Source organism: Formosa sediminum (genome assembly GCF_007197735.1).
GTDB lineage: Bacteria > Bacteroidota > Bacteroidia > Flavobacteriales > Flavobacteriaceae > Formosa > Formosa sediminum.
In genome coordinates, this window is sequence record NZ_CP041637.1 from 249,606 (window position 1) to 266,942 (window position 17,337).

At 32.7% G+C, this 17,337-nt stretch carries 17 protein-coding genes and 2 tRNA genes; 13 read left to right on the forward strand and 6 right to left on the reverse strand.

The annotated features are described in order from the left end of the window. The first annotated feature begins 20 nt into the window (after window positions 1-20). The 3 genes from FNB79_RS01145 to tpiA are packed head-to-tail and all read left to right on the forward strand — an operon-like array spanning window position 21 to window position 2,987. Window positions 21-1,127 (forward strand): BT_3928 family protein, encoded by a 1,107-nt coding sequence (locus FNB79_RS01145; protein ID WP_143379554.1) that lies wholly within the window; start codon window positions 21-23, stop codon window positions 1,125-1,127. Between the two features lie 13 nt (window positions 1,128-1,140). Then, window positions 1,141-2,217 carry an ABC transporter permease gene (locus FNB79_RS01150; RefSeq protein ID WP_143379555.1) on the forward strand — a complete coding sequence of 359 codons (1,077 nt, stop codon included), beginning with the start codon at window positions 1,141-1,143 and terminating at the stop codon, window positions 2,215-2,217. Between the two features lie 20 nt (window positions 2,218-2,237). After that, window positions 2,238-2,987 (forward strand): triose-phosphate isomerase, encoded by a 750-nt coding sequence (gene tpiA, locus FNB79_RS01155; RefSeq protein ID WP_143379556.1) that lies wholly within the window; start codon window positions 2,238-2,240, stop codon window positions 2,985-2,987. A 52-nt stretch (window positions 2,988-3,039) separates the two neighbouring features. On the opposite strand, the gene FNB79_RS01160 is transcribed toward tpiA, so the two are convergent. Next, window positions 3,040-4,242 carry a porin gene (locus FNB79_RS01160; RefSeq protein ID WP_143379557.1) on the reverse strand — a complete coding sequence of 401 codons (1,203 nt, stop codon included), beginning with the start codon at window positions 4,240-4,242 and terminating at the stop codon, window positions 3,040-3,042. Window positions 4,243-4,309: 67 nt separating this feature from the next. Between FNB79_RS01160 and prmA the strand changes: the two genes are divergently transcribed. The 4 genes from prmA to FNB79_RS01180 all read left to right on the forward strand — a co-directional run bounded on the left by prmA (window position 4,310) and on the right by FNB79_RS01180 (window position 7,088). Further along, window positions 4,310-5,143: a 50S ribosomal protein L11 methyltransferase gene (prmA, locus tag FNB79_RS01165; protein WP_143379558.1), complete on the forward strand. Its 834-nt coding sequence runs from the start codon at window positions 4,310-4,312 to the stop codon at window positions 5,141-5,143. 15 nt (window positions 5,144-5,158) lie between these two features. Continuing rightward, window positions 5,159-5,440, forward strand: a complete 282-nt coding sequence (locus tag FNB79_RS01170; protein WP_143379559.1) for an ATP-dependent Clp protease adaptor ClpS — start codon at window positions 5,159-5,161, stop codon at window positions 5,438-5,440. A 155-nt stretch (window positions 5,441-5,595) separates the two neighbouring features. Further along, window positions 5,596-5,669: transfer RNA gene (locus FNB79_RS01175), tRNA-Arg, on the forward strand. Between the two features lie 570 nt (window positions 5,670-6,239). Beyond that, entirely contained in the window at window positions 6,240-7,088 is an 849-nt protein-coding gene (locus tag FNB79_RS01180; protein WP_143379560.1) for an aldo/keto reductase, read from the forward strand. 360 nt (window positions 7,089-7,448) lie between these two features. Here FNB79_RS01180 and FNB79_RS01185 read toward each other — a convergent pair whose 3' ends face one another. Continuing rightward, the gene (locus FNB79_RS01185) at window positions 7,449-7,823 is read right to left on the reverse strand and encodes a cupin domain-containing protein (protein ID WP_143379561.1); all 375 of its coding nucleotides are present in this window, start codon (window positions 7,821-7,823) and stop codon (window positions 7,449-7,451) included. A 476-nt stretch (window positions 7,824-8,299) separates the two neighbouring features. Between FNB79_RS01185 and FNB79_RS01190 the strand changes: the two genes are divergently transcribed. The 4 genes from FNB79_RS01190 (at window position 8,300) to FNB79_RS01205 (ending at window position 11,755) form a co-directional block, all read left to right on the forward strand. Then, window positions 8,300-9,061: a YHYH protein gene (locus FNB79_RS01190; RefSeq protein WP_143379562.1), complete on the forward strand. Its 762-nt coding sequence runs from the start codon at window positions 8,300-8,302 to the stop codon at window positions 9,059-9,061. Between the two features lie 3 nt (window positions 9,062-9,064). After that, window positions 9,065-9,682 carry a toxin-antitoxin system YwqK family antitoxin gene (locus tag FNB79_RS01195; protein WP_246073309.1) on the forward strand — a complete coding sequence of 206 codons (618 nt, stop codon included), beginning with the start codon at window positions 9,065-9,067 and terminating at the stop codon, window positions 9,680-9,682. Then, a complete protein-coding gene (locus FNB79_RS01200) occupies window positions 9,651-10,358 on the forward strand; it encodes an SCO family protein (protein ID WP_143379563.1) in 708 nt (235 codons plus the stop codon). Before FNB79_RS01195 ends, FNB79_RS01200 begins: the two co-directional genes overlap by 32 nt. Window positions 10,359-10,813: 455 nt before the next feature. Continuing rightward, on the forward strand, window positions 10,814-11,755 hold the full coding sequence (locus tag FNB79_RS01205) for a T9SS type A sorting domain-containing protein (RefSeq protein ID WP_143379564.1): 942 nt from the start codon (window positions 10,814-10,816) through the stop codon (window positions 11,753-11,755). A 92-nt stretch (window positions 11,756-11,847) separates the two neighbouring features. On the opposite strand, the gene FNB79_RS01210 is transcribed toward FNB79_RS01205, so the two are convergent. From FNB79_RS01210 to proS, 4 genes are all read right to left on the reverse strand, one after another. Next, the gene (locus tag FNB79_RS01210; protein ID WP_143379565.1) at window positions 11,848-12,276 is read right to left on the reverse strand and encodes a hypothetical protein; all 429 of its coding nucleotides are present in this window, start codon (window positions 12,274-12,276) and stop codon (window positions 11,848-11,850) included. Between the two features lie 324 nt (window positions 12,277-12,600). Next, window positions 12,601-12,852, reverse strand: coding sequence for a 30S ribosomal protein S20 (rpsT, locus tag FNB79_RS01215; protein ID WP_143379566.1), 252 nt, complete (start codon window positions 12,850-12,852; stop codon window positions 12,601-12,603). A 25-nt stretch (window positions 12,853-12,877) separates the two neighbouring features. Then, window positions 12,878-12,949 (reverse strand) — tRNA-Glu (locus tag FNB79_RS01220). A 173-nt stretch (window positions 12,950-13,122) separates the two neighbouring features. Beyond that, window positions 13,123-14,601 carry a proline--tRNA ligase gene (gene proS, locus FNB79_RS01225; RefSeq protein ID WP_143379567.1) on the reverse strand — a complete coding sequence of 493 codons (1,479 nt, stop codon included), beginning with the start codon at window positions 14,599-14,601 and terminating at the stop codon, window positions 13,123-13,125. Window positions 14,602-14,703: 102 nt separating this feature from the next. Between proS and FNB79_RS01230 the strand changes: the two genes are divergently transcribed. Both FNB79_RS01230 and FNB79_RS01235 read left to right on the forward strand, forming a co-directional pair. After that, window positions 14,704-15,738 (forward strand): hypothetical protein, encoded by a 1,035-nt coding sequence (locus FNB79_RS01230; protein ID WP_143379568.1) that lies wholly within the window; start codon window positions 14,704-14,706, stop codon window positions 15,736-15,738. A gap of 32 nt (window positions 15,739-15,770) precedes the next feature. Further along, on the forward strand, window positions 15,771-17,294 hold the full coding sequence (locus FNB79_RS01235; protein ID WP_143379569.1) for an OmpP1/FadL family transporter: 1,524 nt from the start codon (window positions 15,771-15,773) through the stop codon (window positions 17,292-17,294). The last annotated feature ends 43 nt before the right edge of the window (window positions 17,295-17,337 follow it).

The following is a 17,337-nucleotide window of genomic DNA, read 5'->3' on the forward strand; positions in this document are numbered from 1 at the left end:
TAATAGAACATCCTCTTTCCATGAAACAATTAGTTAGTATAAGTAGAATTTTAGTTGGTGTATTATTCATCATTTCTGGATTAATAAAACTAAACGATCCAATAGGCTTTTCTTTTAAATTAGAAGAATATTTTAGTGCTGCCGTACTTAATTTAACCTTCTTAGAACCTTATGCCCTAGTCATTTCAATTTTAGTGGTAGTATTTGAAGTCCTTTTAGGCATCTTTCTTTTAATAGGCTATAAACCTAAATTTACGGTTTGGAGTTTATTATTAATGATTATATTTTTCACTTTCTTAACCTTCTACTCTGCATATTTTAATAAAGTTACAGATTGTGGATGTTTTGGAGACGCCATAAAACTAACACCATGGCAAACGTTTTCTAAAGATATTGTATTACTAATACTTATATTAATTATATGCGCTGGCTTACGTTTTATAAAACCCGTATTTAGTACTTTTCAAACTACTGTTTTTGCATTACTAGGTTTTATTGGTTCTTTAGCTTTTGGATACCACGTTCTTATGCATTTACCTGTAATAGATTTTAGACCCTATAATGTGGGTGCGAATTTATGGGATAACATGAATATACCAGAAGATGCACCAAAAGCAGATATAGATTACATCTGGACTTTTAATGTAAATGGCCAAGAACAAGAATATACAACTAAAGGATCTTACCCAAATGTAGAAGGCGATTTTATAAGTGTAGACACAGAAGTTATCAGTCCTGGTTACGAAGCTCCTATACACGATTTTTCTATGGAACGTGAAGGTGAAAATTTTACAGAAGAAATTTTGCACGACGATCACGTTGTATTACTTGTTGCTTACAATCTCGAAAAATCTGAATCTTTAGGTTTACAAGCCATAAAAAACACTGCCGATAAGGCCATCGCAAACGGCTATAGAGTTATTGGTCTGACTGCTTCAGGACAAGATATACAAAACCAACTAAAAGAAAAATATCATTTTAATTTCGACTTTTACTTTTCAGACGAAACAGCTTTAAAAACAATAGTGCGCTCTAATCCAGGTGTACTTATTTTAGAAAAAGGAACCGTACTGCAAAAAGTACATTGGAATGATGTAGACGATTTAAATTTAATAAAGGTGAATTAATAAGCTACAAGCTGTGCTAAACTACATTTTAAATAAATTATTTTATGCTTTACTCACATTATTTGGAGTAGTTACAGTTATCTTTTTTTTATTTAATGTATTACCGGGAGATCCAGCACAGATGATGCTGGGTCAAAACGAAGATAGCACACAGCTCGCTATTATTAAACAAAAATATGGGTTTGATAAACCTTTAACTGTTCAATTTGGATATTATTTAAACGATTTATCACCGTTATCCTTTCATGCGACATTACCAGAAAATTACACCTATTTACGAGCCGGAAAATACAATGCACTCCCGTTACTTAAATTTGGCAACACTCAAGTCGTTTTAAAACTACCATATTTACGAGAATCATTTACAAAACAAGGTAAAAAAGTAAGTAGTGTTTTAGCCGAAACCTTACCAAACACCTTTGTTTTAGCAGTAACAGCAATTATAATTGCCATAATTATAGGTGTTATTCTAGGTATTGTTTCTGCGTTATACAAAGACACTTTTGCAGACAAATTTATTCAATTTGTAAGTACTATTGGAATGAGTGTGCCATCCTTTTTTAGCGCTATAGTTTTTGCTTGGATTTTTGGCTACCTGCTTCACAAGTACACCCATCTAGAAATGACTGGTAGTTTATACGAATTAGACGATTTTGGAGAAGAAATGCACCTTAAACTTAAAAACTTAATACTTCCTGCCATTGTTCTAGGAATTCGCCCATTGGCTGTAGTAATTCAGCTGATGCGAAACTCGTTATTAGAAATTTTTAATCAAGACTTTATAAGAACAGCAAGAGCGAAAGGGTTATCAGAATATCAAGTCATAACAAAACATGCAGTTAAAAATGCTCTTAATCCCGTTGTTACAGCAATATCCGGATGGTTTGCTTCCATGCTTGCAGGTGCCGTATTTGTAGAATATGTTTTTGGTTGGAACGGATTAGGCAAAGAAATTGTAAACGCATTAAACACTTTAGATTTACCCGTAATTATGGGTTCTGTGCTAATTATAGCACTTTTGTTCATAATTATCAATATTTTTGTAGATATCATATATGCTTGGTTAGATCCAAAAGTAAAACTTCAATAATTTATTAATACAAACGAACTATGAGAAAGAACATCGTTGCAGGAAATTGGAAAATGAACAATGATTTAGCACAAACTGAAACATTGTTAACCGCACTTAAAAACAAAACCATAACATCTAATGCTGAAGTTATGGTAGCACCAACCTTTACAAACCTTTGGTCTGCTTTTAACACTCTAAAAGACAATACTATTGAAGTTATTGCCCAAAACATGCACTTTGCAGAAAACGGTGCTTACACAGGAGAAATTAGCGCAGGCATGTTAAAAAGTATAGGTGTAAATACTGTAATTTTAGGACACAGTGAGCGTCGTGCTTATTTTAATGAAACAGACGAGTTATTAGCTAAAAAAGTAGATGCGGCATTAACAAACGATATGCGTGTTATTTTCTGTTTTGGAGAAGAGTTGGCAGATAGAAAATCTGAAAACCATGAAACAGTTGTTGGTAGCCAAATTAAAAATGCATTATTTCATTTAAAGGCTGATGCTTTTAAAAATATTGTTTTAGCATACGAACCTGTATGGGCTATTGGAACCGGAGAAACAGCAAGCCCAGAACAAGCCCAAGACATGCATGCATTTATTAGAAAAACCTTAGCAGAAACTTACGGTACAGAGGTTGCAGATTCTGTATCTATTCTATATGGAGGTAGTGTAAAACCAGGAAATGCTCAAGAAATTTTCTCTAAACCAGATGTAGATGGTGGTTTAATTGGAGGGGCTGCTTTAAATGCAGACGATTTTTTTGCTATTGTAAATGCATTTTAAACATATATTCATTTAATAAAAAACGGCTATCTAACTAAAGATAGCCGTTTTTTTATATGCCTATTTCTACCTGAAAACGCAAGTACCAACTACTAGTATCAATTGTATTATTTAATGTAAAATCACTTTTAGTTAATTCTGCTTGAAGTTTTAACGAGTGTTCCCAAATATATTTGGTTAACCCTACAGTATATTGATGTGTTTCTGGCATAATCAAAGCAACATCTGTATGAGGCTCCTGATAAGAATAACGCCCAATTACTTCATATTTATTTAAAAACAAATAACTTAATTGCGCATCGTAACCTTGGCCTGTTACCACATAACGAAATTGGCTAGCATCATCCGGATTATAAGTAATTGGATTATCTGCCATACGTTTCATATATGCCGTTTGAAAGGCCCACCCATTGTACTTCACCATAGCATCTAACAACAGCGACTGCATATCTCTATTTTCATACAAATCTAGCCCTAACGTCCCTCGTGTTCTTCGTGCTTCATCATTATAGTGGTACACCCCAGAAACCATTAATTTGGGTGTAGGTTCCCTAGCAATATCTCCTTCAAAAAAAGTACCGTTATCGGTAAATACTCCAAACGGATAAAGCTCTAATCGTGCTGTGTAAGCCAAACCATTATCAGGTAGCTCAGTCCAGTTTCTACCTTCACCAGTACTTATAGCGGTCTTTAAATTATAAGAGAATACATCTGGTTTTTCATTTAAATAATACACTTGCAATCCAAAATCTCTATCAATATTAAAGCTAGCATTGTTTATAGAGCGATCTGTTAACTGTAAAGCACCAGATGAGTTTATACGCTGTCTATTTCCTGGTAATTTTGTTTGTCCAAAACCAATATTCCAATGTGCATTTGGCCTGTAAAACACTACTGCATCTCTAATAACATTAATATTATCGCCATCTTCAATAACTCCAACATCGCCAGGAGAAAAAGATAACTGAATCACATAAACAATACTAGGGTCGCCAACATATCCATCAAACTTTAAACGTAAACGCTTAATTTGCGCTTCGATAGCAGACTCACCTTCTTCTCCATGAATATAGGTTGCACGGTTTTGCATTCTAAATCTAATATTCAACTTAAAAATACTATCTGGAGATGTTAATCCAACACCTTTACCAAATGTATAGTAAGGTAAAGCAGCAAGCCTAATATCATTATCGTTTTGAGCCTGAGATACAAAACCAAAAGTTAATACTAGTAGAGCGACAATAATTTTATTCATGTTTGTTTATTTTAATACAAAATTAACAGTATATGCGTAATACTTACTAAATTTGACAAAAAAATAAATGGCAGAAATATATATAGGTTACGACTTTACCGTAACACCTTTACAACCTGGAGTAGAAATACTAATTGCTGAACTTGGATATGCAGGTTTTGAGAGTTTTGTTGAAACGGAAACAGGAGTTACAGCTTACATACAAAAAGCAGATTGGCAGGAGAATATTCTTGAAGACATTCAGATTTTAGGTTCTAAGGAGTTCAACATTTCTTACACTTTTGAAGACATAGAACAGACAAACTGGAATGAAGAATGGGAAAAAAACTTTAACCCCATAGTTGTAGATGATATATGTGCCGTTCGTGCCCCTTTTCACAAATCTTTTGAGACCCAATACGATATTATTATTGAACCAAAAATGAGTTTTGGTACCGGACATCATGAAACCACTCATATGATGATTCAGCATATTTTAAAAACCGATTTTGAAGGAAAAACCGTTTTAGACATGGGATGCGGCACAGGAGTTTTAGCCATATTAGCAGAATTAAAAGGAGCTAAAACTTTAGATGCAATAGATATTGATAATTGGTGTTACGAAAACAGTCTTGAAAATGTAGAACGCAATCAATGCAATAAAATAACAGTGTACGAGGGAGACGCTAGTTTATTAGCGGGAAAACATTACGATATTATTATTGCGAACATTAACAGAAACATTTTGTTAAACGACATAAAAACCTATGTCTCATGCCTTAACCCTAATGGCGCATTGTTTTTAAGTGGCTTCTATAACGACGATATTCCTACAATTGAAGCAGAATGCTCTAAAAATATGTTAAAACTTAGCGAAAAATTAGAACGAAATAATTGGGTTGCTCTAAAATTTTTAAATTAGTAAAAAAGTTAAAAGATGAGCACTAAGGAAGAAGTATTAGAAGAGGTTCTCGTTGAAACCGACACACAAAAAGAGAATGAAAATGAAATTGTACTCTATAATGACGAGGTAAACACTTTCGATCATGTTATAGATACACTTATAGCGGCTTGCGAGCATACACCAGAACAGGCAGAACAGTGTTCTATAATAGTACACTATAAAGGGAAATGCACAGTTAAAACAGGCCCATATAAAGATTTAGAACCTCGTTGCACAAAATTACTTGACGCAGGATTAAGCGCAGAGATTGTATAAAACAAACTGTGTTTAAAGACCTTAAGACTACTTTATTTTAATTAAAGTAACGGACTTTAAAAAACTACGTCTTAAAAACATAAAAAAGGTAAAAAAAACACCAAATATATTTGGTAACCTTTAATAAAACTCATATATTTGCACCCACAAAAAACGGCCTCGTGGCGCAACTGAATAGCGCACTTGATTACGGCTCAAGAGGTTACAGGTTTGAATCCTGTCGAGGTCACAACTGTTTATAAGGGTTTCAAGAAATTGAAGCCCTTTTTTTTTCAATATACACATTATTTAAGGTTTTTATTTTGGTATTTTAGACTACAAAAGCATTAAGATTTCACTGTATAGTAATTCCGTACTTTAAGGAGAAGTGATACTTAACTCTACAAGACACACACCTAACACCTTCAGCTACAACCTATAGAAATAGAATTCTTTATAATCTAAAAAGTACAGATGTTAACGAAAATATATTTTTACTACCCAAATAGCGCAAAAAATAGTTTTATACCCCACACATTAAACCTGAGATAAATATTTTTATAATAGTATGGAAGAGATTGAATATAAAATCATGTTCACTAATAACGAAATAACATTACTGAATATAATTTTCACAAATTCTACCAATTAACAAATATTTCTTCAAAAAAAAGGTGTGCGTTTTTTTAACAGTCTGTTATGAAAACTGTAGGATTTCTGTTAAAACCCATTTAGGTTCTTTGTTTTTTTGGTAAATTGATATTTGTACACCTACCAACCTTATAATTAATTCTAATAGTCAAATACAAAGCAAAAAAACATGAAAGAAATAACACTCATTGACGGGAACAACATACCAATTATAGGTTTTGGCACATATAAATCTACTAATCAAGAAGGAATTCAGTCTGTAAAAGAAGCGCTTGCAAAAGGATATAGATTAATTGATACTGCAGCTAAATACGGAAATGAAGAAGAGGTGGGAAAAGGTATATGCGAAAGTGAAGTAGACCGTAAAGAAATTATCGTTACCACTAAATTATGGCGCGAAAATTTAGGCTATAAAGAAACCTTACAAGCATTTAACAACTCGCTAAAAAAATTAGGTTTAGATTATATAGACATGTATTTAATCCATTGGCCAGCTAATGCAAAAAACTATTCAAACTGGCAAAAAACAAATGCCGATAGTTGGAGAGCCATGGAAGAACTAAAAGCCGACGGAAAAATAAAAACAATTGGAGTAAGTAATTTTTGGCAAGAACATCTAGAAGCACTTTTTCATACAGCAAATGTAATCCCTGCCATTAATCAAATTGAATTTCATCCTGGTTACTGGCAACCTCAATTATCTGAGTTTTGTAAAACAAATGGGATTACTGTAGAATCTTGGTCGCCATTGGCTAGAGGAAAAGTTTTTGAGAATCCGGTTTTACAAGCAATAGCTAAACAACATAATAAATCTGTTTCTCAAATATGTTTACGTTGGATCATTCAGCACGACACTATTGTAATTCCTAAATCCAGCACACCTCAAAGAATTAAAGAAAATTTCGAAATTTTCGACTTTAAATTATCTGAACAAGATATGAAACAAATAGACGAATTACCAGAAATGGGATTTAGTGGTGAATTGCCTAATATGTGGCCAGACATAGTAAAAGTTTAAAATATATTTATATAGGTAGATACATTTAAAATACGTATTTTTCAATTGTATTTTTCTTAATTATATAGCTATAAGGCATATAAAAACATCTTGTATCTGATACGATATATACATGTTCTAAAATCTTAATCGGTTTTTCAGTTTGTATAAATACAATATTAACAATGGGAAATTCATTAAGATTAATTCATCAAATTACAGATGAAGAAAAATTATTTATTTTATTTCCTATCTCATCAAACTTATATTAATAATGTCTAGTCCGGAATAATCGAAACAAATTATTCTAGACTAGACAATACCTAAACTATATTAATAATAGCTTTCAGATAGCAACATATGGATTAATATGTTTAGTGCTTAGTCTTTATCAGAAAAGTAAGATGGTCCTTCTCCTGTTAAGAAATCTTCTCTTACTGGGCTAAACGTATCAATTAATTGTCCTTCTTCTAAACATACTGCACTGTGTAATAAATTAGGCTCAATATACACACCATCTCCAGCTTCTACAATTTGTTTTACACCATCAATTTCAAACTCAAATTTACCTGAAACAACATAGGTTGCCTGAGTGTGAAAATGTTGGTGCGGAGCTCCTAAAGCACCTTTTTCAAATTTCACGCTTACCATCATAATCTGATTATCATAGCCTAAGAATTTTCTTGATACTCCACCACCAAGTTGTTCCCATTCCATATCTTTTGTGATGATGTACTTTTCGCTTAATCTTTTCATTTTTCTAATATTTTGTTTTATAATTTGTAAAATAATAATGATCTAAGCAAGATAATTAATTTCTAATAATTAGAGAAGCAAGACTTATAAAAATTAACTATTTGGACTGAATATTCCTAACTTCATTTACAGGTCAATTAAGCCACCTAAATAATTGTAAATTATAAATTAAATGTATTCAATATTTTACATAAGCATATAAAAATTCAACTAGATGTAATGCCTATTTAATAAGAAAAATCGATTTAAAAAGCTAGCTTATTTTTTCACTTACCGAATATATACAACAGTTTACTTAATATAATTAGGTGTTAATTGATTACTTCCTTCACGTGTTTATAAATCCTTTAGATTTACTTAAACATCCGAGCCCATATTAAAGTAAAAATAGAGAAATCTCGCATTTTTATTACTGATTAGTAGTGCGGACATAAAGAGAAATAATAATAAAAAAAACACAATAAAACTGTAATTAAATGAGAAACACATGCATACCATTTATATTTACCACATTAATAGTAACTGCAATAACAGCTTGTTCAAGCGATGACTCTAGTAGCAGTGAAACTGCGACAACAGAAGAATCGGATAATGATACCGTTACAGAATTACATGCTGCCTTTTCTGCTTTTAACACAGAAGCTACCACCATTTATTTAGATGGCTCTAATGTGGTTATAGAAACAACTGGATTGCCTGACCATGAAACGGTTTATTGGGGTGTTGGCAATTCATTATATTTAGAAGAACCCGATGTTGCTACAACACCTTCTATCATGTCTAGCAATAATAATGCTGTTACCATAACTGTAGATGCAACTCCAGATTTAACAGGTAAAACTGTAGATACCGAATTAAATACTATTGGTATCGCTGTGAGTGGTGCATCTATATTTAACGATCAAGAAGGTGCTGGAGATTTAGACCAAGCTGCAGCCTCCTTAGATTGGACTGGAGGACACATAGGTCCTGGTGTATACCACTATCATCTAGAACCAAAAGCATTTACAGATGACGATGATAGTTTAGCTGGAATCTTATTAGATGGAGTATTTTTGTATGGAAGAAAATGCTATTCTACAGGGACATATCCAACAGACTTAGATGAATCTGGCGGACATACTTCTGTAACTCAATACACTGATGGTGAAGCAGAGTATCATTACCACATTATAAACGAGCTATACTCTACCACAGGGTCTTACATTGCTTTTGCAGGTCCATTTCAAGGCTATTAATTTATGAGAACACACTTAATTTTTGCCTTTCTATGTATGCATATATTAATGGGATGTCATTCCAAAACCTCAACTAACAATACAATTGACACTGAAAAGGCATTACTTATTAAAAATCAAGAAGTTTTAAAAACAGACTTGCTTTTAAATCAACTTGAAGGCAGATGGTATTATAAAGACAAACCGTATTTTGGCTATTCTGTTAAATATCACCAAAACAACACTTTAGCAGAACGCTTAGGTTATGTAAACGGAAAGCGAGAAGGCACAGCCAGACAATGGTCAGACAAAGGGGTATTACGTATAGCATCTAATTATAAGAATAATCGTTTGAATGGCGATTACATTACGTGGTGGGATAACGGTATAATATCGTCTAAATCACATTATGTAAATGGGAAAAAGCAAGGACTAGATGAAGAATGGTATCCCAACGGACAATTAGCTAAACACAGACAATTAGTAGATGGTAAAGAAAATGGATTGCAGAAAGCTTGGTTAAAAAATGGAACCTTATATGTAAATTACGAAGCCAAAAATGGTCGGATTTTTGGGATGAAAAGAGCAAATTCATGTTATAAATTAGAAGATGAAATTATTATTAGAGATAAAAAGATATAGTCCGTTAGTTATACTAATAGCTGTATTAACTACAAGTTGTAAAAATGAAGCTAACCCCATTAATATCAGTCCTACAGAAGAAAGTAGTCGAGTAGCATTTCTACCATATTATCAAGATGAATCCTTTACCCCTAATTGGATAACACCTGGTACTGAAGAAGAGCAAAATTTTCATAAAATACCTGATTTTAAATTAATAAATCAATTAGGAGATACTATTACTCAAGATACATTTGAAAACAAAATTTATATAACTGATTTTTTCTTTACAATCTGTCCTGGAATTTGTCCAAAATTAGCAGAAAGTATGCTTAAAGTTCAAGATGAATTTAAAACAGATTCAGACGTGGTCCTACTTTCCCATTCAGTTATGCCTTCTACAGATTCTGTTCCTGTTTTACAGGCATATGCTAAATCTCATGGAGTGATTTCAAACAAATGGCATTTAGCCACAGGGAAAAAAGAAGAAATTTACACTCTAGGTCGAGAACACTATTTCATAGAAAATGATTTAGGCGCCCCTAAAAGTGCAGATGATTTTTTACACACCGAAAACTTTTTACTTATAGATAAAAACAAGCACATCAGGGGGATTTACAATGGTCTTAATAGAGCTTCTGTAGCCCAACTCATTACAGATATAAAAGCATTAAAAGCTGAATATTTGGACTTATAATAAACCATCCATAGTAAATATTTTGTAATCAAAATATCAAATTTTAAATTGCAGATGATTTAAACTTTTCGATATATTAATATTAAGAATGTTATATATAGTCTATTTATATTTTAATAAACATATTGTATATTAATATGTATTAAAATTCAAAATCAAGTTTTAAAAATAAAAAATAGCTAAAAAACACATTTAATATAAGACCCTAAAAACAAGATGTTTAACTTTTAAAGTCCTAAAAACCTCGGCTATTACCGGAATCTACTCAACGAAACAGCTATTGTATTATATATAATAAAACAGCACATTAAAAACCACATTCACTATAATAGCATTAAAAAATTATGATTTTAAAAAAAAATTAATAAATATGTTGATTTTTTTATTACATTTGGTTAACCAGATTGGTATTCCAATCAAAAACATAAATAATAACTAAATTTAAAACTAAAATCATGAAACAAACTTTACTTTCATTATGCTTATTTGCATCACTTTCTGCTTTTGCACAACAACCCGTTTTATATAACGGACAATTTGATCAAATTCCAAAAGCACCAGGTTCTAGCGACTGTTCTTGTTCACATTGGATTAATAAAGATTTAGGTGATCAAGGTGAAACCTCATCTACAGGTGTTGAAGATCCTAATAAAGCACTTAAATTTGATAATTTTGAATCCGATGTTATTTATCAAGAAGTTGCTGTGCTTCCTAACACAGAATATAAACTTACATATTCTGCTAGAGTAGATGATGATGTCGATCCAGATGTTACTCCAACAACTTTAGAAATACGCATACTAAAAGGTTCTGGATACAGAGAAGATTATGATATTATATATTATTCTGACGCAACTATTAAACCTACATCTGAGTTTGGATATTCTGATATTACAGAAGTAGAGGATGAAACAAATAATATTGTTGTAACTACTTTAACACACCCTGGTGAAGATAGTTATACAGAATATGAATTAACATTTAATACTGGTGATGAAACTAGTATTGCCATTTTTGCAAGAGGTACTGGTCGACCAGATACAGCTCCTGATGATGCTAGCGATAGCAGACCTTGGTTATGGTCTTCTGGTGAAGACGAAGCTTTCTTAGACTATATAACACTAACTAATAACACCTTATCTGTAAAAGATAATGCTTTAGCTTCTGGATTAAAAGTGTATCCTAACCCAGTAACATCAGAACTTAATATCAAATCAGAAAACAACATCGCTATTCAATCCGTACAGTTATATAATGTTTTAGGAGCAGAAGTATTATCAGTTAATAAATTAATTAACAATACCATTAATGTTTCTAACTTAACTTCTGGAATTTATATTCTTAAAGTTAATGCAGAAAATAATGCTTCTACAAGCAAACGAATTATTATAGAATAAATAAACAATAGCAGAACAAAAAACCTCAGCTTATTTAATTTAGCTGAGGTTTTTTTATTTTATAAACATTAAATTTTAGCTAAGCAACTTTACTATTCTTTTAAACTTCCTAATACTTGTAATTTGGTTGAATCTCCATTCACCGCATAGGTTTTAGACTTTTTAAATAAAGTACTGCCCCAACCTGCTAGAGCTCCTGCAGCTGTACCAATAGCAATAACCTCTGGATCTCCTGCAATAAAACCTACTCCTGCACCTATAGCTGCTCCAGTAATAACATTAGTCCATCCAGAATATTTGGTTTTTATAACCCCAATATCATTTACAGGAATATCAATAGTCTCACCCCTTTTAACTAATTTAAGCGTATGATCTGATATAGATACAATATCGCCTTTATCAATTTTCTTCCCTTGTAAATCATATACTCTTACAAATACATTTGCATCTTCAAATGTCGTGTTTTGAGCACATACATTTAGAGTTAGAATAAATGTCAATATAAAAATTAGCTGTTTCATAATATGTATATCTTAATTAATATGTTTTGGCTAAGATATCAAAAGTTAATACGAAACTCAAGAAAAAATGTAGTTTATCGAAATAAAATGTATTTTAACGAATCCCATAGATTATCAACAACTTTTAAGCCCAGAGTTCAATTCAATTATAGTCTGCAGAACTAATAAAAAGTGTAGCGTATAGTTTGCGATATTGTAGTAGCATTATAGAATAATCTAAATTACCATAAGTAGATAAAGTAATAAGAATGAGGTTAAAGTATAAAATACAAAAAGCCCTACATTTCTGTAGAGCTTTCAGTTATTATATAACTTAAATAATCCTTATAAAGAAGCGATATGCTTAGTTAAACCAGATTTAAGGTTTGCAGCTTTATTAGCGTGAATTACATTTTTCTTAGCTAATTTATCGATCATAGAAACCACGTTAGAGTATAACGCTTCTGCTTCTTCTTTCGTTTCAGCATCACGTAATTTCTTAATAGCATTACGAGTCGTTTTATGCTGATATCTATTTCTTAAACGTTTAGCTTCGTTACTTCTAATTCTTTTTAACGATGACTTATGATTTGCCATTTGATCTTTTCTTATTAAATGATTGTAGCCCGTAGGGGAATCGAACCCCTCTTACCAGGATGAAAACCTGGCGTCCTAGCCGATAGACGAACGGGCCATTATTTTTTTGAGTGTGCAAATATAAAACTTATTTTATTATTTGCAAAACATTTTTTCAAAAAACTTTCAATGTGATTTTTTGTTTAACAATTATCGCATTGCGGGTGCAAATATACAACCTTTTTTGAATGTTACAACAATAATTGAAAGTTTTTTGAAAAAAAATTTCAATTAATAGGCTTTTGCAAACAACACTCGGCGTTTAGATGGCTTACCGCTAAATACACACACGCCCTCCTCATCTACAGAATCTTCTGGAATACAGCGAATTGTAGCTTTCGTAAGGTCTTTAATCTTATCTTCAGTCTCTGACGTACCATCCCAGTGTGCCGAAATAAATCCTCCTACTTTTTCTAAAGTTTCTTTAAATTCATCAAAAGAATTAACTTCGGTGGTATGAGAATCTCTAAAATCAAAAGCCTTTTTATATAGTGTATCTTGTATTTCAGTCATTAAACCTTCTACTATACCCGTTAATAAGTCTAAAGACACCACTTCTTTTGTTAATGTATCTCGTCTAGCCAATTCTACAGTTCCATTTTCAAGATCTTTAGGTCCTATCGCAATACGTAATGGCACACCTTGTAATTCATGTTGAGCAAATTTAGCTCCTGGTCTAAAGGTTGTACGGTCGTCGTATTTTACTGTTATATTTTTTACTCTAAGGTCACTTATAATTAGGTTCGCTATTTTAGAAATCTCTTCAAACTGTTCTTCTGTCTTATATATAGGAACTATTACCACTTGGTTTGGCGCTAAATTTGGAGGTAATACTAAACCATGATCATCACTATGTGTCATAATTAAAGCCCCCATTAAACGTGTAGACACACCCCAAGAAGTAGCCCAAACATAATCTTGCTTTCCTTCTTTAGATGTAAACTTAACATCGAATGCTTTGGCAAAATTTTGCCCCAAAAAATGCGAAGTACCTGCTTGCAAAGCTTTACCATCTTGCATTAAAGCTTCAATACAATATGTATCATCTGCTCCTGCAAAACGCTCACTTTCTGTTTTAAGTCCTTTAACTACCGGAATAGCCATAAAATTTTCAACAAAAGTAGCATACACATTATTCATTAATTTTGCTTCTGCTAGAGCTTCTGCTTTAGTTTCGTGAGCAGTATGACCTTCTTGCCACAAAAATTCTGCTGTACGCAAAAATAAACGTGTACGCATTTCCCAACGTACCACATTGGCCCATTGATTAATTAATAAAGGCAAGTCTCTATAGGATTGTACCCAACCTTTAAATGTATTCCAAATTATAGCTTCGCTTGTTGGTCTAACTACAAGTTCTTCTTCTAATTTAGCCTCCGGATCTACACGTAACTTTCCTGGTTTATCAGGATCGTTTTGAAGTCTGTAATGAGTTACCACTGCACACTCCTTAGCAAAGCCTTCTGCATTTTTCTCTTCTGCTTCAAAAAGACTTTTAGGTACAAATAATGGAAAATAAGCGTTTTGATGTCCTGTCTCTTTAAACATTCGATCCAATTCAGCTTGCATCTTTTCCCAGATAGCATATCCATAAGGTTTTATAACCATGCAACCTCTAACTGCCGAATTTTCAGCGAGATCGGCTTTTACCACTAACTCATTATACCATTTTGAGTAGTCCTCAGCCCTACTTGTAAGTTTTTTGCTCATATTGTTAATTTTGGCATAAATATTGCCACTATGTTAAATATATTAAATAGTTACGCAAAACTAACTATTTTTGTTATGTTCAACAATAAATTTAATCTAGATATGAGATACAAAGAAACTTTAAAACAAAATGGTTTATTTTTAACCTTGCTTTCAAGCTTGCTTGTGCTCTCATCCTGTGCAGGTTCGCAAGAATATGCTCAACAAAGTAATGATGGAATTTACAGTACTCCTACCACTAATAATAGAATAGTTTACGAAGAAAACTATGACACTGCAGATAATATGTACTATAAAAATTATTTTAAAGAGAAATCTCAAGAAATTGATATTTATAATGCAGAGGCAGAACAAGATTCTATTTTTACAGATGTAGATAGCTACCAAAGCAATGCTTACACAGAAGAAGCCTACGATGATTCTTATTACGCCGAAAACGACTATAATGGTAATGGTGGTTGGGGACAAGAAACCGATGGTGTAACAGTTACCATTTATAACGATCCTTTTATGTATAGTGGTATTGGATTTGGCTACCCTTATTATGGCTATAGTTGGGGATACGCTGGTTGGTACAGACCTTACTATGGTTGGGGCTGGGGATACGGCGGATTTTACCCTCCTTATTATGGTGGTTGGGGTTACGGTGCAGGATGGGCCATTGGTTGGGGACGCCCAGGTTATTATGGACGCCCAGGTCACGGACATTACTACAATTACAATTACGGGCGTAGAGGCACCAATCTAGGATATAGTAGAGGCATTGCTTACAACTCAAATAACAGATATTTAAACAGCAACCGCTTTAGCAGAACAAATGCGAATAGCAGTAGCAGATATCAAAATATAACTAGAAATAGCAATTCAACTTCTAGAAGTTCCAACACGAATGCAACTACACGTACATATAGAACTACTAGAAACTCTTCTTCTACATATAGCAGACAAAGACCAACAACTACGTCAAGAAGTTCGAGATCTACCACTACTACCAGACAAAGTAGCAGTTCTAATAGATCATACAGTTCTCCAACACGTTCGTCTTCTTCAACAAGCAGAAGCTATTCTAGCCCTACAAGAAGTTCTTCTACATCAACCAGAAGCAGTAGTGTTAGATCATCTAGAGGAGGCAGATAATATATATTAAATAACAGATAGATTTAATTATCATGACTTTTAAAACGATAGTTTTTATACTAGCAGGCATCTTAACGGTGCCTGCTTTTTATGCTCAGAATATAACAGATGCTGTTAGATATTCTCAAGACGACATTGTAGGTTCTGCAAGATACAGAGGATTAAGCGGAGCATTTGGAGCTCTTGGAGGCGATTTATCGGCAGCAAGTTTAAATCCTGCTGGTGCTGCAGTGTTTACCTCTAGTTTTATGTCTTTCTCCTTAACAAATTTAAACATCAAGAACAACACAGCGTACTATGATGGTTTAGATTCTAATAAAGATTCATATACCGAGTTCACACAAATAGGAACCGCATTTGTTTTTCACAATCCTAATTCTAATGGCTCATTTAAAAAATTTACGCTAGGATTCTCTTACGATAAAACACACGACTATAAAAATGATTGGGCTGCACACGGCGAAGGTGTAAATTCTATTGCCAATTATTTTTTAGCTTATGCCCAAGGTAAACCTTTAAATGAAATTTCAGCTTTACAAAACGAATCGCTTTCTCGTGCATATTCAGAAATTGGATATGCTTATGGATCTGGACACCAACAAGCGTTTTTGGGTTACGAGTCTTATATAATAGACCCTGTAAACTCTACAGATGAAAACACAGACTACATCTCTAATATTTCGCCGGGAACTTTTAATCAAAATTACATCTATTCTGCCACGGGTTACAACGGAAAAATTGCTGTAAATCTAGCTTCTCAAGTTAATGATAAGTTATACTTAGGTATAAATTTAAACACACACTTTATAAATTACGATCGCATAACATATTTCACAGAGTCTAACTCAAATGTAGACTCTTATGTAACTGATGTCGATTTTGAAAACAGATTATCTACAATTGGCGGAGGATTTTCTTTTCAAGTTGGTACGATATATAGAGCCACAGATCGTTTAAGATTAGGATTAACTTATAGTTCTCCAACTTGGTACACTATAGAAGAAGAAACAGCTCAAGCCATAAGTACAACACGTATTGAAGAAAACAACAGTATAGACCAAGTTATAAAACCAAATGTTATTAACGTATTTCCAAGTTACGATTTAAGAACACCCGGAAAATTCTTAGGAAGTATTGCTTATGTTTTTGGCACTAAAGGACTAATTAGTTTTGATTATAGCTACAAAGATTATGGAAGCGCAAAATTTAAACCTAATAACGATCCCTATTTTAGTGAACAAAATAATATTATAACTAATGCTTTAAAAGGCGTTTCTGCTTTTAACGTTGGGGGAGAATACAGAATTAAGCAATTAAGTTTAAGAGGCGGATACCGTTTTGAAGAAAGTCCGTATAAAAACGGGGTGACTGTAGGCGACTTAACAGGATATTCTGTAGGCTTAGGATACCGTTTTGGAAATACAAATTTTGATATTACATTTGACCAATACCAACGCGATCAAGACTATCAATTATACAATGTAGGCTTAACAGATGCCGTTGCATTAGACACTACAGTTTCAAACATTACATTCTCTTTAAGTTTTACTTTATAGTCTTAAATAAAACCCTTAAAGACAGCTCTGTTTATCTCTAATT

Bases quoted from the DNA above. Each gene is read 5' to 3' on its own strand.
- FNB79_RS01170 (WP_143379559.1), top strand. From the start codon at position 5,159: ATGAGCACTAAGGAAGAAGTATTAGAAGAGGTTCTCGTTGAAACCGAC.
- FNB79_RS01205 (WP_143379564.1), top strand. From the start codon at position 10,814: ATGAAACAAACTTTACTTTCATTATGCTTATTTGCATCACTTTCTGCT.
- FNB79_RS01210 (WP_143379565.1), bottom strand. From the start codon at position 12,276: ATGAAACAGCTAATTTTTATATTGACATTTATTCTAACTCTAAATGTA.
- rpsT (WP_143379566.1), bottom strand. From the start codon at position 12,852: ATGGCAAATCATAAGTCATCGTTAAAAAGAATTAGAAGTAACGAAGCT.
- FNB79_RS01185 (WP_143379561.1), bottom strand. From the start codon at position 7,823: ATGAAAAGATTAAGCGAAAAGTACATCATCACAAAAGATATGGAATGG.
- FNB79_RS01145 (WP_143379554.1), top strand. From the start codon at position 21: ATGAAACAATTAGTTAGTATAAGTAGAATTTTAGTTGGTGTATTATTC.
- FNB79_RS01200 (WP_143379563.1), top strand. From the start codon at position 9,651: ATGAAATTATTATTAGAGATAAAAAGATATAGTCCGTTAGTTATACTA.
- FNB79_RS01190 (WP_143379562.1), top strand. From the start codon at position 8,300: ATGAGAAACACATGCATACCATTTATATTTACCACATTAATAGTAACT.
- proS (WP_143379567.1), bottom strand. From the start codon at position 14,601: ATGAGCAAAAAACTTACAAGTAGGGCTGAGGACTACTCAAAATGGTAT.
- FNB79_RS01235 (WP_143379569.1), top strand. From the start codon at position 15,771: ATGACTTTTAAAACGATAGTTTTTATACTAGCAGGCATCTTAACGGTG.
- FNB79_RS01180 (WP_143379560.1), top strand. From the start codon at position 6,240: ATGAAAGAAATAACACTCATTGACGGGAACAACATACCAATTATAGGT.
- FNB79_RS01230 (WP_143379568.1), top strand. From the start codon at position 14,704: ATGAGATACAAAGAAACTTTAAAACAAAATGGTTTATTTTTAACCTTG.
- FNB79_RS01195 (WP_246073309.1), top strand. From the start codon at position 9,065: ATGAGAACACACTTAATTTTTGCCTTTCTATGTATGCATATATTAATG.
- FNB79_RS01160 (WP_143379557.1), bottom strand. From the start codon at position 4,242: ATGAATAAAATTATTGTCGCTCTACTAGTATTAACTTTTGGTTTTGTA.
- tpiA (WP_143379556.1), top strand. From the start codon at position 2,238: ATGAGAAAGAACATCGTTGCAGGAAATTGGAAAATGAACAATGATTTA.
- prmA (WP_143379558.1), top strand. From the start codon at position 4,310: ATGGCAGAAATATATATAGGTTACGACTTTACCGTAACACCTTTACAA.